The sequence below is a fragment of the Shigella sp. FJ200513 genome (assembly GCF_040495915.1).
Classification (GTDB): Bacteria; Pseudomonadota; Gammaproteobacteria; order Enterobacterales; family Enterobacteriaceae; genus ECMA0423.
Map to the genome: position 1 here is coordinate 12,539 of NZ_JBDYCV010000042.1, position 22,086 is coordinate 34,624.

The 22,086-nt window shown below is 51.6% G+C and carries 24 protein-coding genes and 1 pseudogene; 8 read left to right on the forward strand and 17 right to left on the reverse strand.

Annotation, left to right across the window (positions count from 1 at the left end; genetic code table 11):
• Position 1 precedes the first annotated feature (1 nt).
• The 7 genes from tatB to udp form a co-directional block, all read right to left on the reverse strand.
• The gene (gene tatB, locus ABZJ92_RS11170) at positions 2 to 517 is read right to left on the reverse strand and encodes a Sec-independent protein translocase protein TatB (RefSeq protein ID WP_000459594.1); all 516 of its coding nucleotides are present in this window, start codon (positions 515 to 517) and stop codon (positions 2 to 4) included.
• A gap of 3 nt (positions 518 to 520) precedes the next feature.
• Positions 521 to 790 (reverse strand): Sec-independent protein translocase subunit TatA, encoded by a 270-nt coding sequence (gene tatA, locus ABZJ92_RS11175; protein WP_001295260.1) that lies wholly within the window; start codon positions 788 to 790, stop codon positions 521 to 523.
• 78 nt (positions 791 to 868) lie between these two features.
• A complete protein-coding gene (ubiB, locus tag ABZJ92_RS11180; RefSeq protein ID WP_000187530.1) occupies positions 869 to 2,509 on the reverse strand; it encodes a ubiquinone biosynthesis regulatory protein kinase UbiB in 1,641 nt (546 codons plus the stop codon).
• The gene (gene ubiJ / locus ABZJ92_RS11185) at positions 2,506 to 3,111 is read right to left on the reverse strand and encodes a ubiquinone biosynthesis protein UbiJ (protein ID WP_001295259.1); all 606 of its coding nucleotides are present in this window, start codon (positions 3,109 to 3,111) and stop codon (positions 2,506 to 2,508) included. Before ubiJ ends, ubiB begins: the two co-directional genes overlap by 4 nt.
• Before the next feature lie 13 nt (positions 3,112 to 3,124).
• The gene (ubiE, locus tag ABZJ92_RS11190) at positions 3,125 to 3,880 is read right to left on the reverse strand and encodes a bifunctional demethylmenaquinone methyltransferase/2-methoxy-6-polyprenyl-1,4-benzoquinol methylase UbiE (RefSeq protein ID WP_000227958.1); all 756 of its coding nucleotides are present in this window, start codon (positions 3,878 to 3,880) and stop codon (positions 3,125 to 3,127) included.
• Positions 3,881 to 3,974: 94 nt separating this feature from the next.
• Entirely contained in the window at positions 3,975 to 5,402 is a 1,428-nt protein-coding gene (rmuC, locus tag ABZJ92_RS11195) for a DNA recombination protein RmuC (protein ID WP_000347714.1), read from the reverse strand.
• Between the two features lie 140 nt (positions 5,403 to 5,542).
• Positions 5,543 to 6,304 carry a uridine phosphorylase gene (gene udp / locus ABZJ92_RS11200; protein ID WP_000045183.1) on the reverse strand — a complete coding sequence of 254 codons (762 nt, stop codon included), beginning with the start codon at positions 6,302 to 6,304 and terminating at the stop codon, positions 5,543 to 5,545.
• Between the two features lie 261 nt (positions 6,305 to 6,565).
• On the opposite strand from udp, the gene ABZJ92_RS11205 reads away from it, so the two are divergent.
• Positions 6,566 to 7,381 (forward strand): dienelactone hydrolase family protein, encoded by an 816-nt coding sequence (locus ABZJ92_RS11205; RefSeq protein ID WP_001296987.1) that lies wholly within the window; start codon positions 6,566 to 6,568, stop codon positions 7,379 to 7,381.
• Positions 7,382 to 7,419: 38 nt separating this feature from the next.
• Here the strand turns inward: ABZJ92_RS11205 and metE are convergent, their stop codons facing one another.
• Positions 7,420 to 9,681, reverse strand: coding sequence for a 5-methyltetrahydropteroyltriglutamate--homocysteine S-methyltransferase (gene metE / locus ABZJ92_RS11210; protein ID WP_000153987.1), 2,262 nt, complete (start codon positions 9,679 to 9,681; stop codon positions 7,420 to 7,422).
• Between the two features lie 235 nt (positions 9,682 to 9,916).
• Between metE and metR the strand changes: the two genes are divergently transcribed.
• A complete protein-coding gene (gene metR, locus ABZJ92_RS11215) occupies positions 9,917 to 10,870 on the forward strand; it encodes an HTH-type transcriptional regulator MetR (protein WP_000573635.1) in 954 nt (317 codons plus the stop codon).
• On the opposite strand, the gene bioP is transcribed toward metR, so the two are convergent.
• The 3 genes from bioP to pldB all read right to left on the reverse strand — a co-directional run bounded on the left by bioP (position 10,758) and on the right by pldB (position 13,563).
• On the reverse strand, positions 10,758 to 11,657 hold the full coding sequence (bioP, locus tag ABZJ92_RS11220) for a biotin transporter (protein ID WP_001196247.1): 900 nt from the start codon (positions 11,655 to 11,657) through the stop codon (positions 10,758 to 10,760). The two genes, metR and bioP, sit on opposite strands and share 113 nt — an antisense overlap.
• 75 nt (positions 11,658 to 11,732) lie before the next feature.
• Positions 11,733 to 12,533 (reverse strand): sugar/pyridoxal phosphate phosphatase YigL, encoded by an 801-nt coding sequence (gene yigL / locus ABZJ92_RS11225; protein WP_000285348.1) that lies wholly within the window; start codon positions 12,531 to 12,533, stop codon positions 11,733 to 11,735.
• Positions 12,534 to 12,540: 7 nt separating this feature from the next.
• The gene (pldB, locus tag ABZJ92_RS11230; protein WP_000487663.1) at positions 12,541 to 13,563 is read right to left on the reverse strand and encodes a lysophospholipase L2; all 1,023 of its coding nucleotides are present in this window, start codon (positions 13,561 to 13,563) and stop codon (positions 12,541 to 12,543) included.
• A 110-nt stretch (positions 13,564 to 13,673) separates the two neighbouring features.
• Here pldB and rhtB point away from each other — a divergent pair, with 110 nt between their 5' ends.
• Positions 13,674 to 14,294 (forward strand): homoserine/homoserine lactone efflux protein, encoded by a 621-nt coding sequence (rhtB, locus tag ABZJ92_RS11235; RefSeq protein WP_000171710.1) that lies wholly within the window; start codon positions 13,674 to 13,676, stop codon positions 14,292 to 14,294.
• A 61-nt stretch (positions 14,295 to 14,355) separates the two neighbouring features.
• Here rhtB and rhtC read toward each other — a convergent pair whose 3' ends face one another.
• The 3 genes from rhtC to pldA form a co-directional block, all read right to left on the reverse strand.
• Positions 14,356 to 14,976, reverse strand: a complete 621-nt coding sequence (gene rhtC / locus ABZJ92_RS11240; protein ID WP_000928829.1) for a threonine export protein RhtC — start codon at positions 14,974 to 14,976, stop codon at positions 14,356 to 14,358.
• A 63-nt stretch (positions 14,977 to 15,039) separates the two neighbouring features.
• Positions 15,040 to 16,869 carry an ATP-dependent DNA helicase RecQ gene (recQ, locus tag ABZJ92_RS11245; protein ID WP_005052866.1) on the reverse strand — a complete coding sequence of 610 codons (1,830 nt, stop codon included), beginning with the start codon at positions 16,867 to 16,869 and terminating at the stop codon, positions 15,040 to 15,042.
• 132 nt (positions 16,870 to 17,001) lie between these two features.
• Positions 17,002 to 17,871, reverse strand: a complete 870-nt coding sequence (gene pldA / locus ABZJ92_RS11250) for a phospholipase A (RefSeq protein WP_001259700.1) — start codon at positions 17,869 to 17,871, stop codon at positions 17,002 to 17,004.
• A gap of 164 nt (positions 17,872 to 18,035) precedes the next feature.
• Here pldA and yigI point away from each other — a divergent pair, with 164 nt between their 5' ends.
• From yigI to ABZJ92_RS11270, 4 genes are all read left to right on the forward strand, one after another.
• Positions 18,036 to 18,503, forward strand: a complete 468-nt coding sequence (gene yigI, locus ABZJ92_RS11255) for an acyl-CoA thioesterase YigI (RefSeq protein WP_001277142.1) — start codon at positions 18,036 to 18,038, stop codon at positions 18,501 to 18,503.
• Between the two features lie 51 nt (positions 18,504 to 18,554).
• On the forward strand, positions 18,555 to 19,445 hold the full coding sequence (gene rarD / locus ABZJ92_RS11260; RefSeq protein ID WP_000339107.1) for an EamA family transporter RarD: 891 nt from the start codon (positions 18,555 to 18,557) through the stop codon (positions 19,443 to 19,445).
• Positions 19,446 to 19,539: 94 nt separating this feature from the next.
• A complete protein-coding gene (gene yigG, locus ABZJ92_RS11265) occupies positions 19,540 to 19,920 on the forward strand; it encodes a protein YigG (RefSeq protein ID WP_024259323.1) in 381 nt (126 codons plus the stop codon).
• 13 nt (positions 19,921 to 19,933) lie between these two features.
• Entirely contained in the window at positions 19,934 to 20,314 is a 381-nt protein-coding gene (locus ABZJ92_RS11270; protein WP_000032578.1) for a DUF2628 domain-containing protein, read from the forward strand.
• Positions 20,315 to 20,354: 40 nt separating this feature from the next.
• Here the strand turns inward: ABZJ92_RS11270 and corA are convergent, their stop codons facing one another.
• Positions 20,355 to 21,305 (reverse strand): magnesium/cobalt transporter CorA, encoded by a 951-nt coding sequence (gene corA / locus ABZJ92_RS11275; RefSeq protein ID WP_000947159.1) that lies wholly within the window; start codon positions 21,303 to 21,305, stop codon positions 20,355 to 20,357.
• Between the two features lie 151 nt (positions 21,306 to 21,456).
• Positions 21,457 to 21,513: a protein YsgD gene (gene ysgD / locus ABZJ92_RS11280; protein WP_211180520.1), complete on the reverse strand. Its 57-nt coding sequence runs from the start codon at positions 21,511 to 21,513 to the stop codon at positions 21,457 to 21,459.
• A 161-nt stretch (positions 21,514 to 21,674) separates the two neighbouring features.
• Between ysgD and ABZJ92_RS11285 the strand changes: the two are divergent.
• Positions 21,675 to 22,010: pseudogene (locus ABZJ92_RS11285) on the forward strand (phosphodiester glycosidase family protein); the annotation flags it as partial.
• Positions 22,011 to 22,023: 13 nt separating this feature from the next.
• Here the strand turns inward: ABZJ92_RS11285 and ABZJ92_RS22460 are convergent.
• Positions 22,024 to 22,086, reverse strand: a 63-nt coding sequence (locus ABZJ92_RS22460) for a hypothetical protein (protein ID WP_369812015.1), incomplete at its 5' end; no start/stop codon positions are given.

The window sequence follows — 22,086 nt, forward strand, 5'->3', positions numbered from 1 at the left end:
TTTACGGTTTATCACTCGACGAAGGGGAAGGTGCAGCGGTTTTCGGTTCAGCGTCCGCAGCAGGTTTTACCACCGGCTCTGGCGTGGTTTCTGGCTTCTGTTCCGGCGAACTGGCCTGCGTTTGTGCAGCGGCAGGCGTTACGCCCTCATGCGCAGCTTCATTATCTTTCACCACCGGGTTATGGATGGTGTGCGCTTCATCGCTCGCCTTTTCAGGATCGTTTGCAACGTAGGAACGCTTCATCGACTCCGCGGCCTGGCGTAGTTCATCCATCGACGCTTTCAGTTCGGGCGTCAGGTTAGTGAGGCTCGCCTTTTCAACCTTTTTCAGACTGTCCTGAAACTCCTGGAGTTTTAACTCCTGGGTCAGTTCGTTCTGCACCGTTGTCGCCAGTGAACGCAACGCGCGAATCCAGCCCGCTACCGTTTTTACCGCCACAGGCAGTCGTTGCGGCCCCAGAACGACGAGGCCGATGATGAACACCAATAGCAGTTCGCTAAAACCGATATCAAACACGGATTACACCTGCTCTTTATCGTGGCGCTTCGCGTCTTCTGTTTTAGCCTGTTCCTGATTCGTATCCGCCTGCTTATCGGCGATAGTTTTCGCAGTAAAATCAGCATCCTGACTGGTTTTATCCTGCTTTGGTTCATCATCGCTCATTGCTTTTTTAAAGCCTTTGATCGACGCACCAAGATCGGAACCGATGGAGCCGAGCTTTTTGGTGCCAAAAAGCAGTACAACGATGACGGCAATAATCAATAACTGCCAAATACTGATACCACCCATACATGTTCCTCTGTGGTAGATGATGATTAAACAAAGCCGCATTATACGTTACACGGCCCGCCTTGAGCGATGAAAAAATCAGCGTGTTTTGCGCCAACCGACAAACCAGGCGATCAGACCACCTGCCATTAACCAGCCGGGCATCAGCCCCCACTCAGGTCGGCTGACCAACAAGAATGTGCCACTTAATACTAACGTAGCGCCAATTCCGAGAAAATAACGCGATTGTCCCTGACGTACATGATTTGACTGAAGCTCGCGGGCAATCTTATCAACACTGTGCTGTAAATACTTGCCCTGGCGCAAACTGTCGTAAACCAGTTCAGGCAGTTCTGGCATTTTTTCGACCCAGAACGGCGCTTTTTCTTTAAATGCTCTCACCAGAGCAGGAATACCGACCTGATCTTTAATCCACGACTCCAGGAAAGGCTTCGCTGTTTTCCATAAATCGAGCTGCGGATAAAGCTGGCGTCCTACCCCTTCGACATAGAGCAGGGTTTTCTGGAGTAACACCAGTTGCGGCTGCACTTCCATATTGAAGCGACGCGCCGTATTAAACAGATTTAACAGTACATGTCCAAACGAAATTTCGGCCAGCGGTTTCTCAAAGATAGGTTCACAGACCGTACGAATGGCAAATTCGAACTCTTCAACGTTGGTATCTGGTGGCACCCAGCCAGAATCGACGTGTAGCTCTGCCACTTTGCGATAGTCGCGATTAAAGAAGGCGATAAAGTTTTCTGCCAGATAGCGTTTATCTTCTTTGTTTAGCGAGCCAACAATCCCGCAATCAATGCCGATATATTTCGGGTTTTCCGGGTGTTCATAGCTTACGAAGATGTTGCCAGGGTGCATATCGGCATGGAAAAAGCTGTCGCGAAAGACCTGAGTGAAGAACACCTGCACGCCGCGTTCCGCCAGCAATTTCATGTTAGTGCCGTTTTTCTCCAGCGCCGCAACATCAGACACCGGAATGCCGTAAATGCGCTCCATCACCATCATCCCTTCACTACAATAGTCAGGGTAAACTTCCGGGATGTAGAGCATCGGGCTGTCTTCAAAATTGCGCCGAAGCTGAATGGCGTTGGCAGATTCCCGCAGCAAATTCAGTTCATCAATCAAGGTCTTTTCGTACTCGCGCACCACTTCGGTTGGGCGCAGACGGCGACCATCCGGCAGCAAACGCGGCACCCAGCGAGCCAGACGGTAGATAAGTTTCAGATCCGCTTTAATGACCGGCAAAATATCCGGGCGGATGACTTTAATCACCACCTCTTTACCATTCGATTTCAATCGCGCGGTATGAACCTGGGCGATAGAAGCAGAAGCCAGCGGCTTGATTTCAAAATCGTCAAACCACGCTTCTACCGGCAAGCCGCCCATTGCAGCTTCAATCTGCTGCTTCGCCAGCTTGCCATCAAACGGAGCAACTTTGTCCTGCAATAACGCCAGCTGATCGGCAATATGCGGTGGAAAAAGATCGCGGCGGGTTGATAACATTTGCCCGAACTTGATCCAAACCGGCCCCAGTTCTTGCAGGGCCAGTCGTAGTCGCTCACCTAAAAGTTTGTCTTTATGCCGATTTGGCATCCAGAATAATGAGTATCGCCATAGCCGTAGCGGCAGGGTGATACGCATTTTGGGGATCAGTTCATCAAGTCCGTAGCTTAAAAAAGTGCGAATGATGAAATATAGGCGCCGTACTTCACCTGGCGTCATTTAGCCTCCAGTTTTTCCAGCCGTTTGGTCAGGGCATCAACAGCACGCTCGACGGCAGCCGTCTCTTCCGCAAACCAGGCCACTTCAAGCGGACCGGGTGCCATACGCCACTCTTCAGTAATGGCTTCCGCCACATAACGTTGCTGGCGCTTAATGCCGTGATGCAGGAACTTTGCGCCTCCGCGCATGGCTTTGCTGATTCCTTCAGCGGCGATATCACCGGTATAAGGGGCCAGCAGTTCCGCAGGGTCGAACTCTGCCAGATCTGCCAGCGCAACGAAGTTTTGCACCACCTGAATATCGCCCTGCACTTCCAGCTCACCACTGCGAATCAGTGCGGTAAGCTGCTGGCGATCGCGAAGTTTCGGCAACACACTGGCGTAGGCGATAACGGTGCAGTCAGCATCGCCTGCCCATTCGCCCAGTACATCAACCTGGCGTTCGCTGAACACCAGAATCAATGACGTCGAAAAGCCTTTTACCTCCACGCGCAATACTTTACCCAGCAGACGCGAGCGGGCTGTTTTCAGCGCGGGTGAGCGATACAGGAAGGTGTTGAGCAGACTTTCAATTCCTGCCGTCACTAAAGGTTTAAAAGGCATTTCCGGTCTCCTGTCAGAACTTATAACCACGATGCAGCGCCACAACCCCTGCCGTCAGATTGTAGTAGTCGACACTTTCGAATCCGGCATCCTGCATCATGGCTTTCAGGGTATCCTGATCGGGATGCATACGGATGGATTCTGCCAGATAACGGTAGCTGTCGGCGTCGTTCGCGACCAGTGAGCCAATACGCGGCAGCACATGGAAGGAGTATGCATCATAGGCTTTGCTCAGCGGCTCGATAATTGGCTTCGAGAACTCAAGCACCAGCAGGCGGCCGCCGGGTTTCAGCACGCGATACATTGAACGCAGTGCTTTATCTTTGTCGGTGACGTTACGCAGACCAAACGAAATGGTGATGCAATCAAAGGTGTTATCCGGGAACGGCAGCGCCTCAGCGTTCGCCTGAACATACTCAACGTTGCCAATCACACCGATATTACGCAGCTTCTCGCGTCCCATTTTGAGCATGGATTCATTGATATCAGCAAGGACCACTTTGCCAGTTTCTCCGACCAGGCGGGAGAATTTCGCTGTCAGGTCGCCGGTGCCACCAGCCAGATCCAGCACGGTCTGCCCACGGCGTACGCCGCTGCAATCAATCGTGAATCGCTTCCACAAACGATGAATACCAAATGACATCAAATCATTCATGACATCGTATTTTGATGCCACGGAATGGAAAACGTGGGCGACCATATCCGCTTTTTGTTCCTTCGCGACGGTCTGAAAACCAAAGTGCGTCGTTTCTTGTGACTTATCCACCATCTCAATGCCTGCTCATCAAAAAATTGTTCCAGAAGTGTAACAGATTGGGCGTCGATGCCCTAGATTTCTACCCGGCTTAACTACCCCTAATGGGCTAGCGCGACTGCTGATTATATTCATCATCGCGTTGATAAGCTTCATCATTCGGCTGCTCCGGAACCGACCGAAGTCGATACTCTTCATCCTGGCTCACCGCCTGTTCAGCCAAATCCGGATTAATCTCGCGTTTAATTTCTACTCCTAAACCGCGAAACGCTTCTGCCTGCGCCAGCACATTTCCGCGACCTGAAGAGAGTTTTTTCATTGCCTGGCGGTAGTTATCCTGCGCTTTGTCGAGACTTTGACCAATCGCGGACATGTCATCGATGAACAAACGCATCTTGTCGTACAGCTTGCTGGCACGATCGGCGATTTGCTGGGCGTTACGGCTTTGATGCTCATAACGCCACAGGTTGGCAATAGTACGCAACGCCACCAGCAGCGTAGTCGGGCTAACCAGCATGATATTGTTTTTCAACGCTTCGGTGATCAGCTCCGGCTGGCGGTCAAGCGCCAGTAAAAAAGCGGGTTCAACGGGAATAAACATCAGCACGTAATCCAGAGTTCGCAGCCCCGGCAGCTGTTGATAATCTTTGCGTCCCAGCAAACGGATATGGTTACGCACCGACGCGATATGTTCCTGTAGCGCGCTTTCGCGGGTGTAGTCGTCTTCGGCGTTAAAATAGCGTTCATAGGCGACCAGCGTCATTTTGGCGTCGATCACCACATCTTTTCCCTGCGGCAGCCGCACGATGACATCCGGCTGCATCCGCGAGCGGGCGTCATTTTCGATGCTGACCTGGGTTTCATATTCATACCCTTCACGCAGACCGGAAGCCTCCAGCACCCGCGTCAATACTACCTCGCCCCAGTTGCCCTGGGTTTTATTGTCGCCTTTCAGCGCGCGCGTCAGGTTGATCGCTTCCTGGGCCATTTGCGCGTTGAGTTGCTGGAGATTGCGAATTTCGTGGGTCAGGGTATGGCGTTCTTGTGCTTCTTTACCGAAGCTGTCCTGAACCTGACGGCGGAAACCGTCCAGTTGTTCACGTAGCGGCGACAACAGGCTGTTCAGACTCTGACGGTTTTGCTCATCAACCCGGCGATTGCTGTGCTCAAAAATACGGTTGGCGAGGTTTTCAAACTGCTCACTGAGGCGCTGCTCGCTGTTAATCATCTGGCGAATTTTATCGTCAGCATGTTGCTGTGCGGCTTCCATCCGCGTGGTTACTTCACGCAGATCGGCCTCCAGAGAGGTGTTAATACTTTGCAGGCTGCGCACTTCGTTATTGAGCAATTCACACTCTGCACGCCAGTGCTCGCTTTGGGTAATTTGTTGTTTTGCCGCGCTTAACTCCGCGACCATCTCTTCACGTTCAGCTAATTGCTCGGCTTTTTGCTGCGCATGTTGATAACTGGCAAACAGCCAGCCAATTGCCACACCCACCAACGCAATAACTGCGTAAACCATGATTGAGAAATCCACAACGCCTCCTGACGCAACAACTTACCCGCACAAAATAGAATTGTGCTGTACAAACGTCCAGTTGGAAAGGCATTTCCTGCGAGGCGCTACGCAAAAATACAAAAGGCCGAACGCGTCGGCCTTCAGACAGGAGAAGAGAATTACAGCAGACGACGCGCCGCTTCCACCACGATTTTCACCGCATGGCTTTCGGTTTGTTTCATCGTCTCAGCATTCGGGATCTCTTGCTGGGTGCGGTTAACGATAACACCCGCTACCATACCGGCACGCAGGCCCTGACTTGCACACATGGTCAGCAGAGTTGCAGATTCCATTTCATAGTTCATTACGCCCATCGCCTGCCACTCTTCCATAGAACCTTTAAAGTGACGAACTACGCGACCAGAGTAAGTATCGTAACGTTCCTGACCTGGGTAGAAGGTATCAGAAGAAACTGTCACGCCAACGTGAGTTGTCGCGCCAATAGATTTCGCAGCTTCAACCAGCGCAGTCGTACATTCGAAATCAGCGACAGCCGGGAATTCCAGCGGTGCGAAGTGCAGGCTCGCGCCATCCAGACGGACAGACGCCGTGGTAACCAGGACATCACCCACATTAATATGCGGCTGAATAGCGCCCGTTGTACCGATACGCAGGAAGGTGCGAATGCCCAGCTGTGCCAGCTCTTCAACAGCAATAGAGGTAGACGGGCCGCCGATACCGGTAGAGCAGACGATAACAGGTTTACCATCCAGCTCTGCACGCCAGGTAGTGAATTCGCGGTGAGATGCCAGCTTAACCGGCTTATCCATCAGCGCGGCGATCTTTTCCACACGATCCGGGTCGCCAGGGACGATGGCAAGCGTAGCCCCTTGTAAATCGTTTTTAGTGAGGCCGAGATGAAAAACATCAGACTTGGACATATACAACTCCTCTGTGAATCGGTTTAGTCAGAAGAAGCAAAAAGACACTTTACCGAAGGGTTTAACATTTTTTCGTGATACTCATCACCATGACGCAAATGCGTTGCATAAATTTACCCACCAAAAGTGATTCATATCACATAAATCACTCTTCATTCTGCAGGACTGCATAAAAGATGAGCCGATTCAGGCAATGTGATTTGTTGCATGCTGACTATAGTTAACATTGCGCAACATTTTTATAAGGGTACGGAGAATACCATGGCAACAACACAACAATCTGGATTTGCACCTGCTGCATCGCCTCTCGCTTCGACCATCGTTCAGACCCCGGACGACGCGATTGTGGCGGGCTTCACCTCTATCCCTTCACAAGGGGATAACATGCCTGCTTACCATGCCAGACCAAAGCAAAGCGATGGCCCACTGCCAGTGGTCATTGTAGTGCAGGAAATTTTTGGCGTGCATGAACATATCCGCGACATTTGTCGCCGTCTGGCGCTGGAGGGGTATCTGGCTATCGCACCTGAACTTTACTTCCGCGAAGGCGATCCGAATGATTTTGCCGATATCCCCACGTTGCTTAGCGGTCTGGTAGCAAAAGTGCCTGACTCGCAGGTGCTGGCCGATCTCGATCATGTCGCCAGTTGGGCTTCCCGCAACGGCGGCGATGTTCATCGTTTAATGATCACCGGATTCTGCTGGGGTGGACGTATCACCTGGCTGTATGCCGCGCATAATCCACAGCTAAAAGCCGCAGTGGCGTGGTACGGCAAACTGACGGGCGACAAGTCGCTGAATTCACCGAAACAACCTGTTGATATCGCAACCGATCTTAACGCGCCGGTTCTCGGCTTATATGGTGGTCAGGATAACAGCATTCCGCAGGAGAGCGTTGAAACGATGCGCCAGGCGCTGCGGGCTGCTAATGCGAAAGCAGAGATTATCGTGTACCCGGATGCCGGGCATGCATTCAACGCTGATTATCGCCCGAGCTATCATGCCGAATCTGCGAAAGATGGCTGGCAGCGTATGCTGGAATGGTTTAAGCAGTATGGTGGGAAGAAGTCGCTGTAATGAGAAAAGACCGGGTGGTATTACCACCCGGTTTGGATTTACCCCCGACGCAAATTCTGCGCCGCCTGCACCATGTTCGCCAGTGCCGCGCGGGTTTCTGGCCAGCCGCGCGTTTTCAGGCCACAGTCCGGGTTGACCCACAGGCGCTCTGCCGGAATGCGTTTTGCCGCTTTCTTCAGCAAGGCTTCAATCCATTCCACGCTCGGTACGTTTGGCGAGTGAATGTCATAGACGCCAGGACCGATTTCATTTGGATAATCAAACTCTTCAAACGACTCCAGCAACTCCATGTCGGAACGCGAGGTTTCGATGGTGATGACGTCTGCGTCCAGCGCCGCAATCGAATCCATGATGTCGTTGAACTCGCAATAACACATGTGAGTGTGGATTTGTGTGTCATCTTTCGCCACGGCGGCGTTGATACGGAAGGCCTCTACGCCCCACTGGAGATACGCATCCCAGTCGCTACGACGCAGCGGTAAACCTTCGCGCAGCGCCGGTTCGTCAATCTGGATGATGCCAATTCCAGCGGCTTCCAGATCGGCCACTTCATCACGCAGCGCCAGCGCAATCTGTTTGGCGATGGTTTCACGGCTGACATCTTCACGCGGGAACGACCAGCAGAGTATGGTCACCGGCCCCGTCAGCATCCCTTTCACCGGTTTGTCGGTCAGCGATTGCGCATACTTCGCCCACTCCACGGTAATCGGTGCCGGGCGGCTAATGTCACCAATGACAATCGGTGGCTTCACGCAGCGGGAACCGTAGCTCTGTACCCAACCGTTTTGCGTAAAGACAAATCCGTCGAGGTGCTCGCCAAAGTATTCCACCATGTCATTACGCTCGGCCTCGCCATGTACCAGCACATCCAGTCCCAAACGTTCCTGCTCAACAATGGCCTGCTTGATATGTTCCGCAATGCCCGTGCGGTAGTTGTTGGCGTCGAGATTGCCCTTTTTGAAATCCAGACGCAGGGTACGAATTTCCGTGGTTTGCGGGAAGGAACCAATCGTGGTGGTCGGCCACGCTGGCAGTTTAAAACGCGCACGCTGGGCTTCAGCACGCACTTCATAGACATTCGCACGCTGGCTGTCCTGGGCGGTGATCGCCGCCAGACGCTTTTCTACCGCCGGATTATGTACACGAGTAGAGTGACGACGCGCCTGAATTGGGGCGCTCCACTCTGCCAGAGCTGCCGTGTCACCACTGTTCAGCGCATCGCGCAGCAGTGCCAGTTCATGGCATTTTTGTAGGGCGAAGGCAAACCAGCTTTTCACTTCTGCATCAAGACGCGTTTCCACGCTCAGGTCGATGGGGCTGTGCAGCAACGAGCAGGAAGATGCCACCCACAAATCACGTTTGCCGACAATGTCCTTAATTTGCGCATATTTCTCAGTAAGATCGGCGCGCCAGACGTTACGACCATTGATCAGACCCGCAGACAGCAGCCAGTCAGAAGGCAGGCGCTTGTGCAGTTCAACAACGTTATCTTTACCATGTACAAGGTCCACATGCAGCCCCTGAACAGGCAGCGCAGTAATCGTGTCGAGATTTGGCGTTACGCCTTCAAAATAGGTGGTCAGCAGCAGTTTCACCTGTCCCTGGAGCGCGTCGTAAGCGGGTTTGTATGCGTCCAGCCACGCCTGTGGTAGTTCCAGTACCAGCGCGGGTTCATCAATCTGTACCCACTCGATGCCGCGTTTCGCCAGTTCTGCCAGCACTTGCTGATAAACCGGCAGAATGTCGTTCAGCAGGCTAAGGCGGTCAAACTGTTCACCTTTCACTTTCCCCAGCCACAGGTAAGTAACCGGCCCCAGCAGCACAGGCTTAACGTTGTGGCTCAGCGCCAGCGCCTCGTCCACTTCCTCCAGCAGCTGCGTCCAAGTCAGTTTGAACTGTTGGCCTTTAACGAACTCCGGCACCATGTAGTGATAGTTGGTGTTAAACCATTTGGTCATTTCCGCTGCCGCCGCAGGTTCGCCAGTCGGCGCACGTCCACGACCAATACGGAACAGGGTGTCGATATCTACCGAACCGTCTTTGTTCTGATGACGTGGCGGAACATTACCCAGCAGCAAACTGGTGGTCAGTACATGATCGTACCAGGCAAAATCGCCCACCGGCAGCAGGTCGATACCCGCTTGCTTTTGTTGATCCCAGTGACGAGCACGCAGTTCACGCCCTACTGTCAGCAGTTCTTCACGCGTGGAGTTCCCCGCCCAATAACTTTCTTGCGCTTTTTTCAGCTCGCGACGCAGGCCAACGCGAGGGAAACCGAGGGTGTGATTCAATATTGTCATTTTTCTTCCTCTAATTATATGTAAATCCTATGGATTTTGAATTTAGGGAAGGCGGCAAGTTTATTCATCGCCGGGAGCTTACTGAAGTAAGTGACCGGGGTGGAGAAACGCAGCCAACGCACCATAAATTTAAAAGACGAATGATTTTAGCCGTCCAGATGTTTACACATCCATAATTGGCGGTTACTGTATATTCCTCAAGCGCAAATTATTCATGCCGAAGTGAAGGACTTTCATGATCGAAGTAAAACACCTGAAAACGCTACAAGCGTTGCGGAACTGCGGCTCGCTCGCAGCCGCTGCGGCAACGTTGCATCAGACGCAATCCGCCCTGTCTCACCAGTTTAGCGATCTGGAACAACGCCTTGGCTTCCGGCTATTTGTGCGTAAGAGCCAGCCGCTACGCTTTACACCGCAGGGAGAAATCCTGTTGCAACTGGCAAACCAGGTGCTGCCGCAAATCAGCCAGGCACTGCAAGCCTGCAATGAACCGCAGCAGACGCGTCTGCGCATTGCCATTGAGTGCCATAGCTGTATTCAGTGGCTGACACCCGCTTTAGGAAATTTCCATAAGAACTGGCCGCAGGTAGAGATGGATTTTAAATCGGGCGTGACGTTTGACCCGCAGCCCGCGTTGCAACAGGGCGAGCTGGATCTGGTGATGACCTCCGATATCCTGCCGCGCAGTGGCCTGCATTATTCGCCGATGTTCGATTATGAAGTACGCCTGGTGTTAGCACCTGACCATCCACTGGCGGCAAAAACGCGTATTACACCGGAAGATCTCGCCAGCGAGACGCTATTAATTTATCCGGTGCAGCGTAGTCGACTGGATGTCTGGCGGCATTTTCTTCAGCCGGCAGGCGTCAGCCCGTCACTGAAAAGCGTCGATAACACCTTATTGTTGATTCAAATGGTTGCCGCGCGGATGGGTATTGCCGCGCTACCGCATTGGGTAGTAGAGAGTTTTGAGCGCCAGGGTCTGGTGGTGACCAAAACCCTGGGCGAAGGCTTGTGGAGCCGACTGTACGCCGCCGTGCGCGATGGCGAGCAGCGTCAGCCAGTTACGGAAGCGTTTATTCGCTCAGCGCGCAATCACGCCTGCGATCATCTGCCGTTTGTGAAGAGCGCGGAGCGACCCACTTACGATGCACCCACAGTGAGGCCAGGATCACCAGCGCGCCTGTAATAAACGTTGGCCAGTGCGGCTGTTGGTGCCAGATAGCCAGGTTTACCAGCAGCCCTGCCGGAACGTGCATATTATTCATAATGCCCAGCGTTCCGGCGTCCACCTGCGTCGCGCCGTAGTTCCACATAAAGTAGCCAATCCCGGAAGCCACCACGCCAAGAAACACCAGAATGCCCCATTGCAACGTGGTTTGCGGCATTTTCTGCGCATTTCCCAGCAAGAACCATGCAATTACCGCCACCAGGAACGCGCCAAGATAGAACCACGCAAAGGCGTTATACTGCGGCATCGGGCGAGTTTCCATCAGGCGTTTGTAACCCACCATGCCGATGGCAAAAGTGATATTGGAGAGTTGCACCAGCAACAAGCCAGTCCAGAAATGGTCGGTGACCTGATCATAGCGAATAATCCCGGCACCAATCACCGCCAGCAAGGCGCTAAAAGCATAGCCCCAGCGCAGACGGCGCTTACTCATGATGTCATAAATCAGCGTGATGTAGAGCGGCGTCAGTACGGTGAACAGCAACAATTCGGAGACCGTCAGGTAGAGATAAGCGCGGAAACTCAGCATATACATCACGCCGAGCTGCATCGCGCCCACCAGCATATACAGGCCGACCGTTTTCAGGCTATTGCTACGGGTACGCAGAAACGGCAGAAAAACGAGTGCCGCCAAGCCAACGCGCACCAGCACCGCAAAATAGCTATCGACGTGCCCCGCAAGGTACTCGCCATAAAAGCTAAAGGAGAAGGCCCACAGAATCGTGGTGATGATAAGTAACGCCACAATGGAAAACTCTTTGATTAACGAGTATCCATTGTAGCGAAGTATCAGGTTGACAACTGACCAAATAAAGAACGATTACGATAAATAGAGTTTACGCAGATAATGCGGCACCGCGTCGTCGGCATTAGTACCAATAACTTCCAGCTCCGGATGCAGATCTTTCAGACGCTGGTGCGCACTGCCCATAATGCAGCCTTTCCCCGCCATCGACAGCATTTCGGCGTCGTTCATCCCGTCACCAAACGCAATACAATCCTTCAGGCTGTAGCCCAGTTTCTTCGCCACTGCTTCCAGCGCATGGCCTTTCGACACGCCGCCCGCCATCACTTCCAGACAGGTTAAGGTAGAGAAACTGACGTTGACGCGATCGCCCCAGCGAGCGTTAATCGCCTGCTCCAGCGGCAGCAGTTGTTCATGGGAATCGCAGGTGAAAAACACTTTGCTGATGCCTTCCGGCTCCAGTAATCCCGGCTCATACAGCGCATATTTGAACACCGCTTCTTTAAAAAAGCGCATCTCTTCCGGGCGATGGCGATTCATAAACCATTCGTCGTCGCGATAAACGTTAGTAATGATGTCCGGATTGTCGTTGACTACGCCAAACAGATCGCTGGCAATGTCGCGATCCAGGTTATGAGCAAAAATCAGATTGCCATCCAGATCGTGAACGCGCGCACCATTGGAGGTAATCATGTAAGACTTAATCTCCAGATTATCGCGAATTTGCCCCACATCAACGTGGTGACGACCGGTCGCAAACACAAAGTTGATGCCGCGCGCGGTGAGCAGCTTCAGAGTTTCTTTGGCGTAAGGGGATAACGTATGGTCGGGAGAAAGTAACGTGCCATCTAAATCAGACGCAACAACCTGGTACATAAGAAATTTAAACCTCTGTAGAGCGGTTTCCGCTGGGTGAGTTATGCCTGTTGAAAAAATCAACGATGGCGTGGAGCGCGACTGAGCGCATTGCGTCCTTTTCAAAAAGGATCTCATGGTAAGCACCTTTTATTACCAACGGCCGTCCTCCTTCGACAGGATGGCCCGCGGCGGTGCGGAGTTCACAAAAACGGTCGTGCATGCGGTTATCCACCACGCGTTCCTCTTCAGCTTGTAAGAGAAGCGTTTGCGTGGCGTCATCACCCGCACCGGCTAACACCTGTTCGCCAGCCAGAATACTTTCGCGTACCCAATGGTAGGTCGGCCCACCGACGCGAATCGTTGGGTCATCAGCATAGAAGCGTAAGTTACGTCGATATCGCTGTCTGCTGTGGGTCAGTACGTTGATAGCAAACGGCAACGCGCGCCAGCGCCCGGTGCCTATTGCATAGCCATCACGGAAACGTGGATGCGCTTCGGCCCAGTTGAGGATCTGCCGTGCCATAAATGACGGCATACGAATCACGATCCCAAACATTGGCGCAGTTAGCGCAATGGCGTCACATACACCTGGATGGCGTTGCAGAAATAATGTGGAGATCGCACCGCCCATCGAATGTGCCAGTATATAGCGTTTACGCCACGGACCGGGCTGAACCTCCTGCTGCCAGAATGCCGCCAGATCATCAACATAATCATTAAAGCGATTAACATGCCCGAGATGCGGATCGGCTAACAGGCGACCGGAACGTCCCTGCCCGCGATGGTCGATGATTAAGACATCAAACCCCAAATGGAACAGGTCGTAGGCCAGTTCCGCATATTTTACGTAGCTCTCAATACGCCCCGGGCAGATGACTACCACCCGGTCATGGTGCTGTGCGCGAAAACGGACAAAGCGCACCGGAATGTCATCCACACCAGTAAACTCTGCTTCATCACGCTGACGCCAGAAATCAGTCAGCGGTCCCATGGTAAAAGCAGCAAACGCGTTTTCTCTTGTTTCCCAGTCTTTTTGCTGCTGAAACATCGGGTAATCTGCCTCTTAAACCACGTAAAATCGTTTTTTTAAGCGTGCCTGACACAACGCTGCGACAGTAGCGTATTGTGGCACAAAAATAGACACACCGGGAGTTCATCATGACCTTAGAATGGTGGTTTGCCTACCTGCTGACATCGATCATTTTAAGCCTGTCGCCAGGCTCTGGTGCAATCAACACTATGACCACCTCGCTCAACCACGGTTATCGCGGCGCGGTGGCGTCTATTGCTGGGCTTCAGACCGGACTGGCGATTCATATTGTGCTGGTTGGCGTGGGGTTGGGGACGCTATTTTCCCGCTCAGTGATTGCGTTTGAAGTGTTAAAGTGGGCAGGCGCGGCTTACTTGATTTGGCTGGGAATCCAGCAGTGGCGCGCCGCTGGCGCAATTGATCTTAAATCGCTGGCCTCTACTCAATCGCGTCGACATTTGTTCCAGCGCGCAGTTTTTGTGAATCTCACCAATCCCAAAAGTATTGTGTTTCTGGCGGCGCTATTTCCGCAATTCATCATGCCGCAACAGCCGCAACTGATGCAGTATATCGTGCTCGGCGTCACCACTATTGTGGTCGATATTATTGTGATGATCGGTTACGCCACCCTTGCTCAAAGGATTGCTCTATGGATTAAAGGACCAAAGCAGATGAAGGCGCTGAATAAGATTTTCGGCTCGTTGTTTATGCTGGTGGGAGCGCTGTTAGCATCGGCGAGGCATGCGTGAAAAATAATGTCGGATGCGGCGTAAACGCCTTATCCGACTTACTCTGAAGACGCGTCTGGCATCACCGCGAAATAATCAAATGAATGCCAAATCCGGCAAATAACGCCCCGGCAAAACCATCAATCCACTTCGCCAGACGTTGATAACCACGGCGCATTTGCGGCAGGGCAAACAGACTGGCAACGACGGTAAACCACGCCAGTGTTTCGACAATAATCAACGCGAAAATGCCCCAGCGCTCGGTAGTGCCAACGTTATCGCCGACAAACAATGAGAATACCGAACCAAAATAGATAATCGCTTTCGGATTGGCGAGATTGGTCAGTAAGCCTTTCAGGAAACTGCGCCCGCTTTTCGCCAGCTCAACCTGTGGTGCAGGCGCAGATACAGCCTCTTTTTTCAGTGCACCGCGTAGCATCTGGTAACCCATCCAGCAGAGATACAGGCCACCGCCTACCATAATCAGCGTATGCAGCCAGGCCATTTTTTCGATAATCAAATGCAGGCCAAGCAACGCAATCCCAGCCCAAACCATTACGCCGCAGGTAATGCCCAGCACGCCCATCATCGCTTCTTTACGGGAACGACTGACAGCGGTCTGAGAGACAAAAAAGAAATCGGGACCGGGGCTCATAAGCGCCACAATGTGCACCATGGCGACGGTGAGAAATAACATCAACATACATTTGACTCGCGGGGGAAACGTTTACGGAGTCTTCATACTGGCACTTTTTTATGCTGCTGACTACTCTTCGTCGTCGCCATCGACATGCGCACGAATCAGCGCCATAAACGGTTTACCAAAGCGTTCCAGCTTGCGCATCCCAACGCCGTTAACGCTGAGCATTTCGCTGGCGGTGATCGGCATCTGTTCAGCCATCTCAATCAAGGTTGCGTCGTTAAACACCACGTACGGCGGGACATTACTTTCATCGGCAATCGATTTACGCAGTTTGCGTAATTTGGCGAACAGTTTGCGATCATAGTTGCCGCCGAACGATTTCTGCATCGCTTTCGGTTTGAGCGCCACGATACGCGGCACGGCAAGTTGCAAAGAGGATTCGCCGCGCAGCACCGGGCGCGCGGCCTCTGTCAGTTGTAGGGCAGAATGCTGGGCAATATTTTGCGTCACCAGGCCGAGATGAATCAGCTGGCGGATCACGCTCACCCAATGTTCATGGCTTTTATCACGGCCCATACCATAGACTTTCAGTTTGTCATGACCATAGTCGCGGATACGCTGGTTATTAGCACCACGAATCACTTCCACCACATAACCCATCCCAAACCGCTGATTCACACGACCAATGGTGGAAAGGGCAATCTGAGCATCGGTTGAACCGTCGTACTGTTTCGGCGGATCGAGGCAGATATCGCAGTTCCCGCACGGCTCCTGACGCCCTTCGCCAAAATAGTTCAGCAATACCAGACGACGGCAAGTTTGCGCTTCGGCAAACGCGCCCATCGCATTGAGTTTGTGGCGCTCGATATCCTGCAACTGCCCCTGCGGCTTCTCTTCCAGACAACGGCGCAGCCACGCCATATCAGCCGGATCGTAAAACAGCATCGCTTCCGCAGGCAGGCCATCACGCCCGGCGCGACCGGTTTCCTGATAATAGGATTCGATATTGCGCGGAATATCAAAGTGGACCACGAAGCGAACGTTTGGTTTATTGATGCCCATGCCGAACGCCACCGTCGCCACCACAATTTGCAGATCATCGCGCTGGAATTTCTCCTGCACGTCGGCGCGGACATTATTTTCCAGCCCGGCATGATAGGCCGCCGCGCTAATACCCCTGCTTTGCAGGCGCGCAGCGGTGTCTTCTACTTTCGCCCGGCTGTTGCAGTAGATAATGCCAGACTTACCGCGCTGTTCCTGCACGTAGCGCATCAACTGATCGAGCGGTTTGAATTTCTCCATCAGCATGTAGCGAATATTCGGACGGTCAAAACTGCTGATTTGAATCAGCGGATCGTTCAGCCCCAGCAGGCGCACGATATCCTGGCGCGTGGTGTCGTCGGCTGTGGCGGTCAGCGCCATAAACGGCAGCGTCGGGAACCGCTGGCGCAACTGACCGAGCGCGGCATATTCCGGGCGGAAATCGTGACCCCATTGGGAGATACAGTGCGCTTCATCGACGGCTAATAACACCGGATTCCAGTGCGCCAGATGCTCAAGAAAGTTATCCAGCATCAGGCGTTCCGGGGCGATATACAGTAAGCGAATTTGCCCGGTGCGGCAGCCTGTCATCACTTCAAGTTGCTGTTCGCGGGTTTGCGTCGAGTTAAGGCACGCCGCCGCCACGCCGTTGGCCTGTAGTTGATCCACCTGATCTTTCATCAACGAAATCAGCGGTGAAACAACCACGGTAAGGCCGTTTAGCAATAAGGCAGGAATTTGATAGCAAAGGGATTTTCCGCCACCAGTGGGCATAACAACCAGGCAATCGCGACCGGAAAGCACAGTGTCGATAATTTCTTCCTGGCCGGGGCGAAACTGTTGGTAGCCAAAGGTTTCTTGTAAAACCTGTTTAGCTCCGGACTCCAGATTCAACACTTCCGCCTGCGCCACATTCACCCCGATTGCCTGAAATAAAAACAGGCGCTATTTTCAGCGCCTGCGCGAGAAACTGCAATGCTTTTAGTCTCTGAGAGGGTAATCCTGGATGCTGGATTCCAGATTTGCCAACCACTCAACCGTTCATCAAAACAAGTCGTTTAGCATAACCCCTACACCGACACGGGTCTGGTTGAAGTTATAGTCGATGAGCGATTCGCCATAGCCGCTGTAAACCTGAGTATAAAGGCGCACATGTTTGGTGATCGGGTAACTTAAGCCTAACTCCGCGCCGCCGTAGCCGGTGTTCCAGTTGTACTGTCCTTTCGCACTGAGCACCGCATCACCGAGGTGATAGCCGATTTTAAGCTGGTAGTAACCCATATATTTGGTGATATCCGGGTTATCGTCAGTATTACCCACCACATACCACGGCTTCACTTCTACCAGCCAGTTACCGTTTTCTGCCATCAGGCGAGTATAAAGGCGGTTCCAGCTGCGGGAGGTCGGGTCTGAACGCCCGTTAGAGTCGTGGTTATACCCCATCTCCACATCGCGCAGCGTCCAACCTGCAAAACGGTAATCGGTGGCAAAACCGAGGAACAATTGCGGTTCGTAGTTGGTTTCACGAAACGGTGAAGACTCTTCGCTATTGGACAGTTGCCACCAGGATTTTTGCGTATAAGACGCACCCAACACCGAGTTTGGGCCTAAAATCCCACGCCACAGCGGAAATGCCAGGCTCAACTGAAACTTTACTTCATCCTTACGCGCATTTTCCGCCCAGTCGTAACTGGCAATCGCTTCTTTATTCAGATCGCTGGTTTGGGTGTAGATGAGGTAGTTGGTGTCATAAGGATAGAGCGTGAACGGATTGTCATGCTCCTGCAGCATATTGGCGATAATACTGCCACGCACCGCTGGCGCGTCATGCACCTCTTTCACCGTTGCCTCTTGTGCATATACTGCCATAGGCAACATAAACACCGGCAACAACCAGCCCTGCAGAGTCCGCATCGGTCGTGTTCTCCGTAACGAATTATTGATAAGGTGAATGTTTTTCTGCGGGCTATTTTACATACTTAACTCCATTGCCGTTAGTTATCCCTTCCTAAAGTAGAAACCAACAACAAAGAAGCATAAAATCAACATTTCATTAACCAATGAAGTGTAAGGATGATATGTCTGCCGTACTGACCGCTGAACAAGCCCTGAAATTAGTGGGTGAGATGTTTGTTTATCACATGCCATTTAACCGCGCATTGGGGATGGAACTGGAGCGTTACGAAAAAGAGTTCGCACAGCTGGCCTTTAAAAATCAGCCGATGATGGTGGGTAACTGGGCGCAAAGCATTTTGCACGGCGGAGTCATTGCGTCGGCGCTGGATGTCGCCGCCGGTCTGGTGTGCGTGGGAAGTACCTTAACCCGCCACGAAACCATCAGTGAAGATGAACTACGCCAGCGGCTATCGCGGATGGGGACCATTGATCTTCGCGTTGATTATCTGCGCCCAGGCAGGGGCGAGCGTTTTACTGCTACCAGTAGCCTGTTGCGTGCAGGCAATAAAGTCGCCGTCGCCCGCGTTGAATTACACAATGAAGAACAGCTTTATATTGCCAGTGCCACCGCCACCTATATGGTAGGTTGAAGACATAAAAGCAGGTAAACTGCTGTTACCAATTAAAAATGAGTATTCCCGATGGATGCAAAACAAACGCGGCAGGGCGTATTACTCGCTCTTGCCGCTTATTTTATTTGGGGTATTGCGCCAGCATACTTCAAGCTGATTTACTACGTGCCCGCCGATGAGATCCTGACGCATCGCGTGATCTGGTCGTTTTTCTTTATGGTAGTGCTGATGAGCATTTGCCGCCAGTGGTCCTATTTAAAAACGCTGATTCAGACGCCACAGAAAATTTTTATGCTGGCAGTCTCTGCCGTACTGATTGGTGGCAACTGGCTACTGTTTATCTGGGCGGTGAACAATCACCATATGCTGGAAGCGAGCCTTGGTTACTTTATTAACCCGCTGGTGAACATTGTGCTGGGGATGATTTTCCTCGGCGAGCGATTCCGCCGGATGCAATGGCTGGCGGTGATTCTGGCGATATGTGGCGTGTTGGTCCAGCTGTGGACTTTTGGTTCGCTACCTATTATCGCGCTGGGGCTGGCATTTAGTTTTGCCTTCTACGGCCTGGTGCGCAAGAAGATTGCGGTAGAAGCACAAACCGGCATGTTAATTGAAACCATGTGGCTGCTGCCCGTGGCGGCGATTTACCTGTTTGCTATTGCCGACAGTTCAACCAGCCATATGGGGCAAAACCCGATGTCGCTGAATTTACTGCTGATCGCCGCCGGTATTGTCACTACCGTACCGCTGTTGTGTTTTACTGCCGCTGCCACGCGCCTGCGTCTCTCAACGTTAGGCTTTTTTCAGTACATTGGCCCGACGCTGATGTTCCTGCTGGCTGTGACGTTTTATGGTGAAAAACCGGGTGCCGATAAGATGGTGACTTTCACCTTTATTTGGGTGGCGCTGGCAATTTTTGTGATGGACGCGATTTATACGCAGCGTAGAACGTCCAAATAAAAAATAAATATATTCTGAAAAAATATGCCGACTCTTGTATGAGAGTGGGCATATTGCCATGCTGACAGGAGACTCACACAAGGATGTAAAATTTATGTTACGTATGTTTATCCCAACATCTAACGGTAAGATTTCCAGACACCGATATATATTTTTATTTATTTTAATAAATTTCATTTTTGCCTTTCTTATTATCTTTTTTAACGATGGGGAAGCAGGTTTTCTTGTTATAGTCTCTACCATCGCACTCCATTATCTCGTCATCAACATGAATTGCCAACGACTCCGTGATAGTGGTTTCATATATATAAAAATTTATGTTTTTGGTACATTAGCAGTATATATCATCTCTATCATCACAATGATAGCCGAAGATTTTGCCTGTTCAGGCAATGGTTCGATGATTTTTTTGATTTGTTATTTTTCCACTTTCAGTATGCTAATGCTTGCACCTACTGATTCATCAAAACAATAGTTATGGAGTATTTATGAGTAAGGAATATATGAACGATGATTCATTAAGTGAAAAATGGAAATACCGATTTAATTTTTATGATCAACATGGCTTTCCTGGATTCTGGGGAGCAACACCAGAATATAAAGCAGCATTTAAAGCATTAAAAGTAAGACAACGATTAACTATTCAAATGAATTTCATTGCTTTCTTCTGTTCCTGGATCTATTTATTTGTTCTGGGCTTATGGAAAAAAGCAATTATAGTTCTATTACTTGGCATTCTATCTCTATTTGTTGGTGCATTAATTGGCGTTAACATTCTGGGAATTGCCGTAGCAGCCTATGTTGCTGTTAACACGAACAAATGGTTTTATGAGAAAGAGGTAAAAGGGTTAAATACCTGGAGCCTTTGAATAACAGGTGGCTTAGCCAGGCTAAGCCACCGCCTTCTTTTTACAACCAGTTCTTCCGCTTAAAGTACAGATACGGTGCCAGGCCCGCGAGGATCATAAAGATAATCGCGCCAGGGTAGCCGAAACTCCACTTCAGTTCTGGCATAAACTCAAAGTTCATCCCGTAGCTGGAAGCAACCAGCGTTGGCGGCAGGAACACGACGGATACCACCGAGAAAATTTTGATGATGCGGTTCTGCTCGATGTTGATAAAACCCATTGCCGCCTGCATCAGGAAGTTCACCTTCTGGAACAGGGATTCGTTATGCGGCAGCAGGGATTCGATATCGCGCAGGATTTCACGCGCCTGCTCCAGTTGCCCACCCGGTAAACGCGCTTTACGCACCAGGAAGTTGAGAGCGCGCTGGGTATCCATCAGACACAGGCGAACTTTCCAGCCGATATCTTCCAGTTCCGCCAGCGTGGAGAGCGCCTCGTCGTACTCATCGCCCTGATGCCCTTCCATAATCACCCGGCTCAACTGCTCCAGGTCGCTATAGATATTTTCAATTTCATCTGCCAACTGTTCGATTTTGGTTTCGAACAGATCCAGCAGCAACTCGTAGGCGTTACCGTCTACCATCGACTGGCTACGGGCACGCATACGATACAGACGAAAAGCGGGCAGTTCACGCTCACGCAGAGTAAACAGACGACCATCACGGATGGTAAATGCCACAGTGGAGTTACCGGCGTGATCTTCCGCATCTTCAAAGAAGAAGAAGGAGTGAATATGCAGGCCGTCGTCGTCTTCAAAGAAACGTGCCGATGCTTCGATGTCTTCCAGTTCCGGGCGGGTTGCCAGGCTCTGGCCAAGTTCAGATTGTACGCGCAGTCGCTCGTCGTCGTCCGGTTCGACAAGATCAATCCATACTGCATTTACAAGGGGTTGTGACTCTTCGACTTCCAGCCGGGTCAGTCGGTTATTTTCCAGTTGAAATGCGCTCAGCATGACCGGGACTCCCAATGCTTAAAATATCGGACAGTTCGGTGGGCACACAGAAACAAATTGGGTTTCAGACCATTAAACAGCCTGACTCAGCGCGACGGGAAAAATTGAGGTCGCTGACAACCGCTAAGGCTATCAGCAAAAAGGGATAGCCTTAGGAGTTGATCCTGGATGACAGGATAGTGAGCCAGTATCTACTGGGTGTGTCCAAGGCGAATGTCCTCTTAGAGTGATCGTGCGCGCATGTTACGCCAGCAAAATTTTGCCGTCAACACGCAACAGAACACCACAGAACAATAGTTGAACTTCGCGCTTTTTGGTACTCGTCAAGGTCGCTAACAGGATAAAAAAATCCCACATCTAGGACCTATAATGGCGCATCGGCTACTCATTGGTAAAGGAATGATCACCTTGAATCTCAAACGGATTTTTCTCACCCTCACCTTACTTCCCTTGTTTGCTGTTGCCGCTGATGATTGCGCACTCTCAGATCCGACGCTGACCGTACAGGCGTATACCGTTAATCCTCAAACAGAGCGGGTGAAAATGTACTGGCAAAAAGCCAATGGCGAAGCGTGGGGAACGTTACATGCTCTGCTGGCGGATATTAATAGTCAGGGTCAGGTGCAGATGGCGATGAACGGCGGCATCTATGATGAAAGCTATGCGCCGCTCGGTTTGTACATCGAAAACGGTCAGCAGAAGGTGTAATGCCAGTCAGTTAAGCAACTGACTGGCTCTTTTTCGGGGCTGTGGGGTATTTCCAGGGCCTCTCCTTTACCAC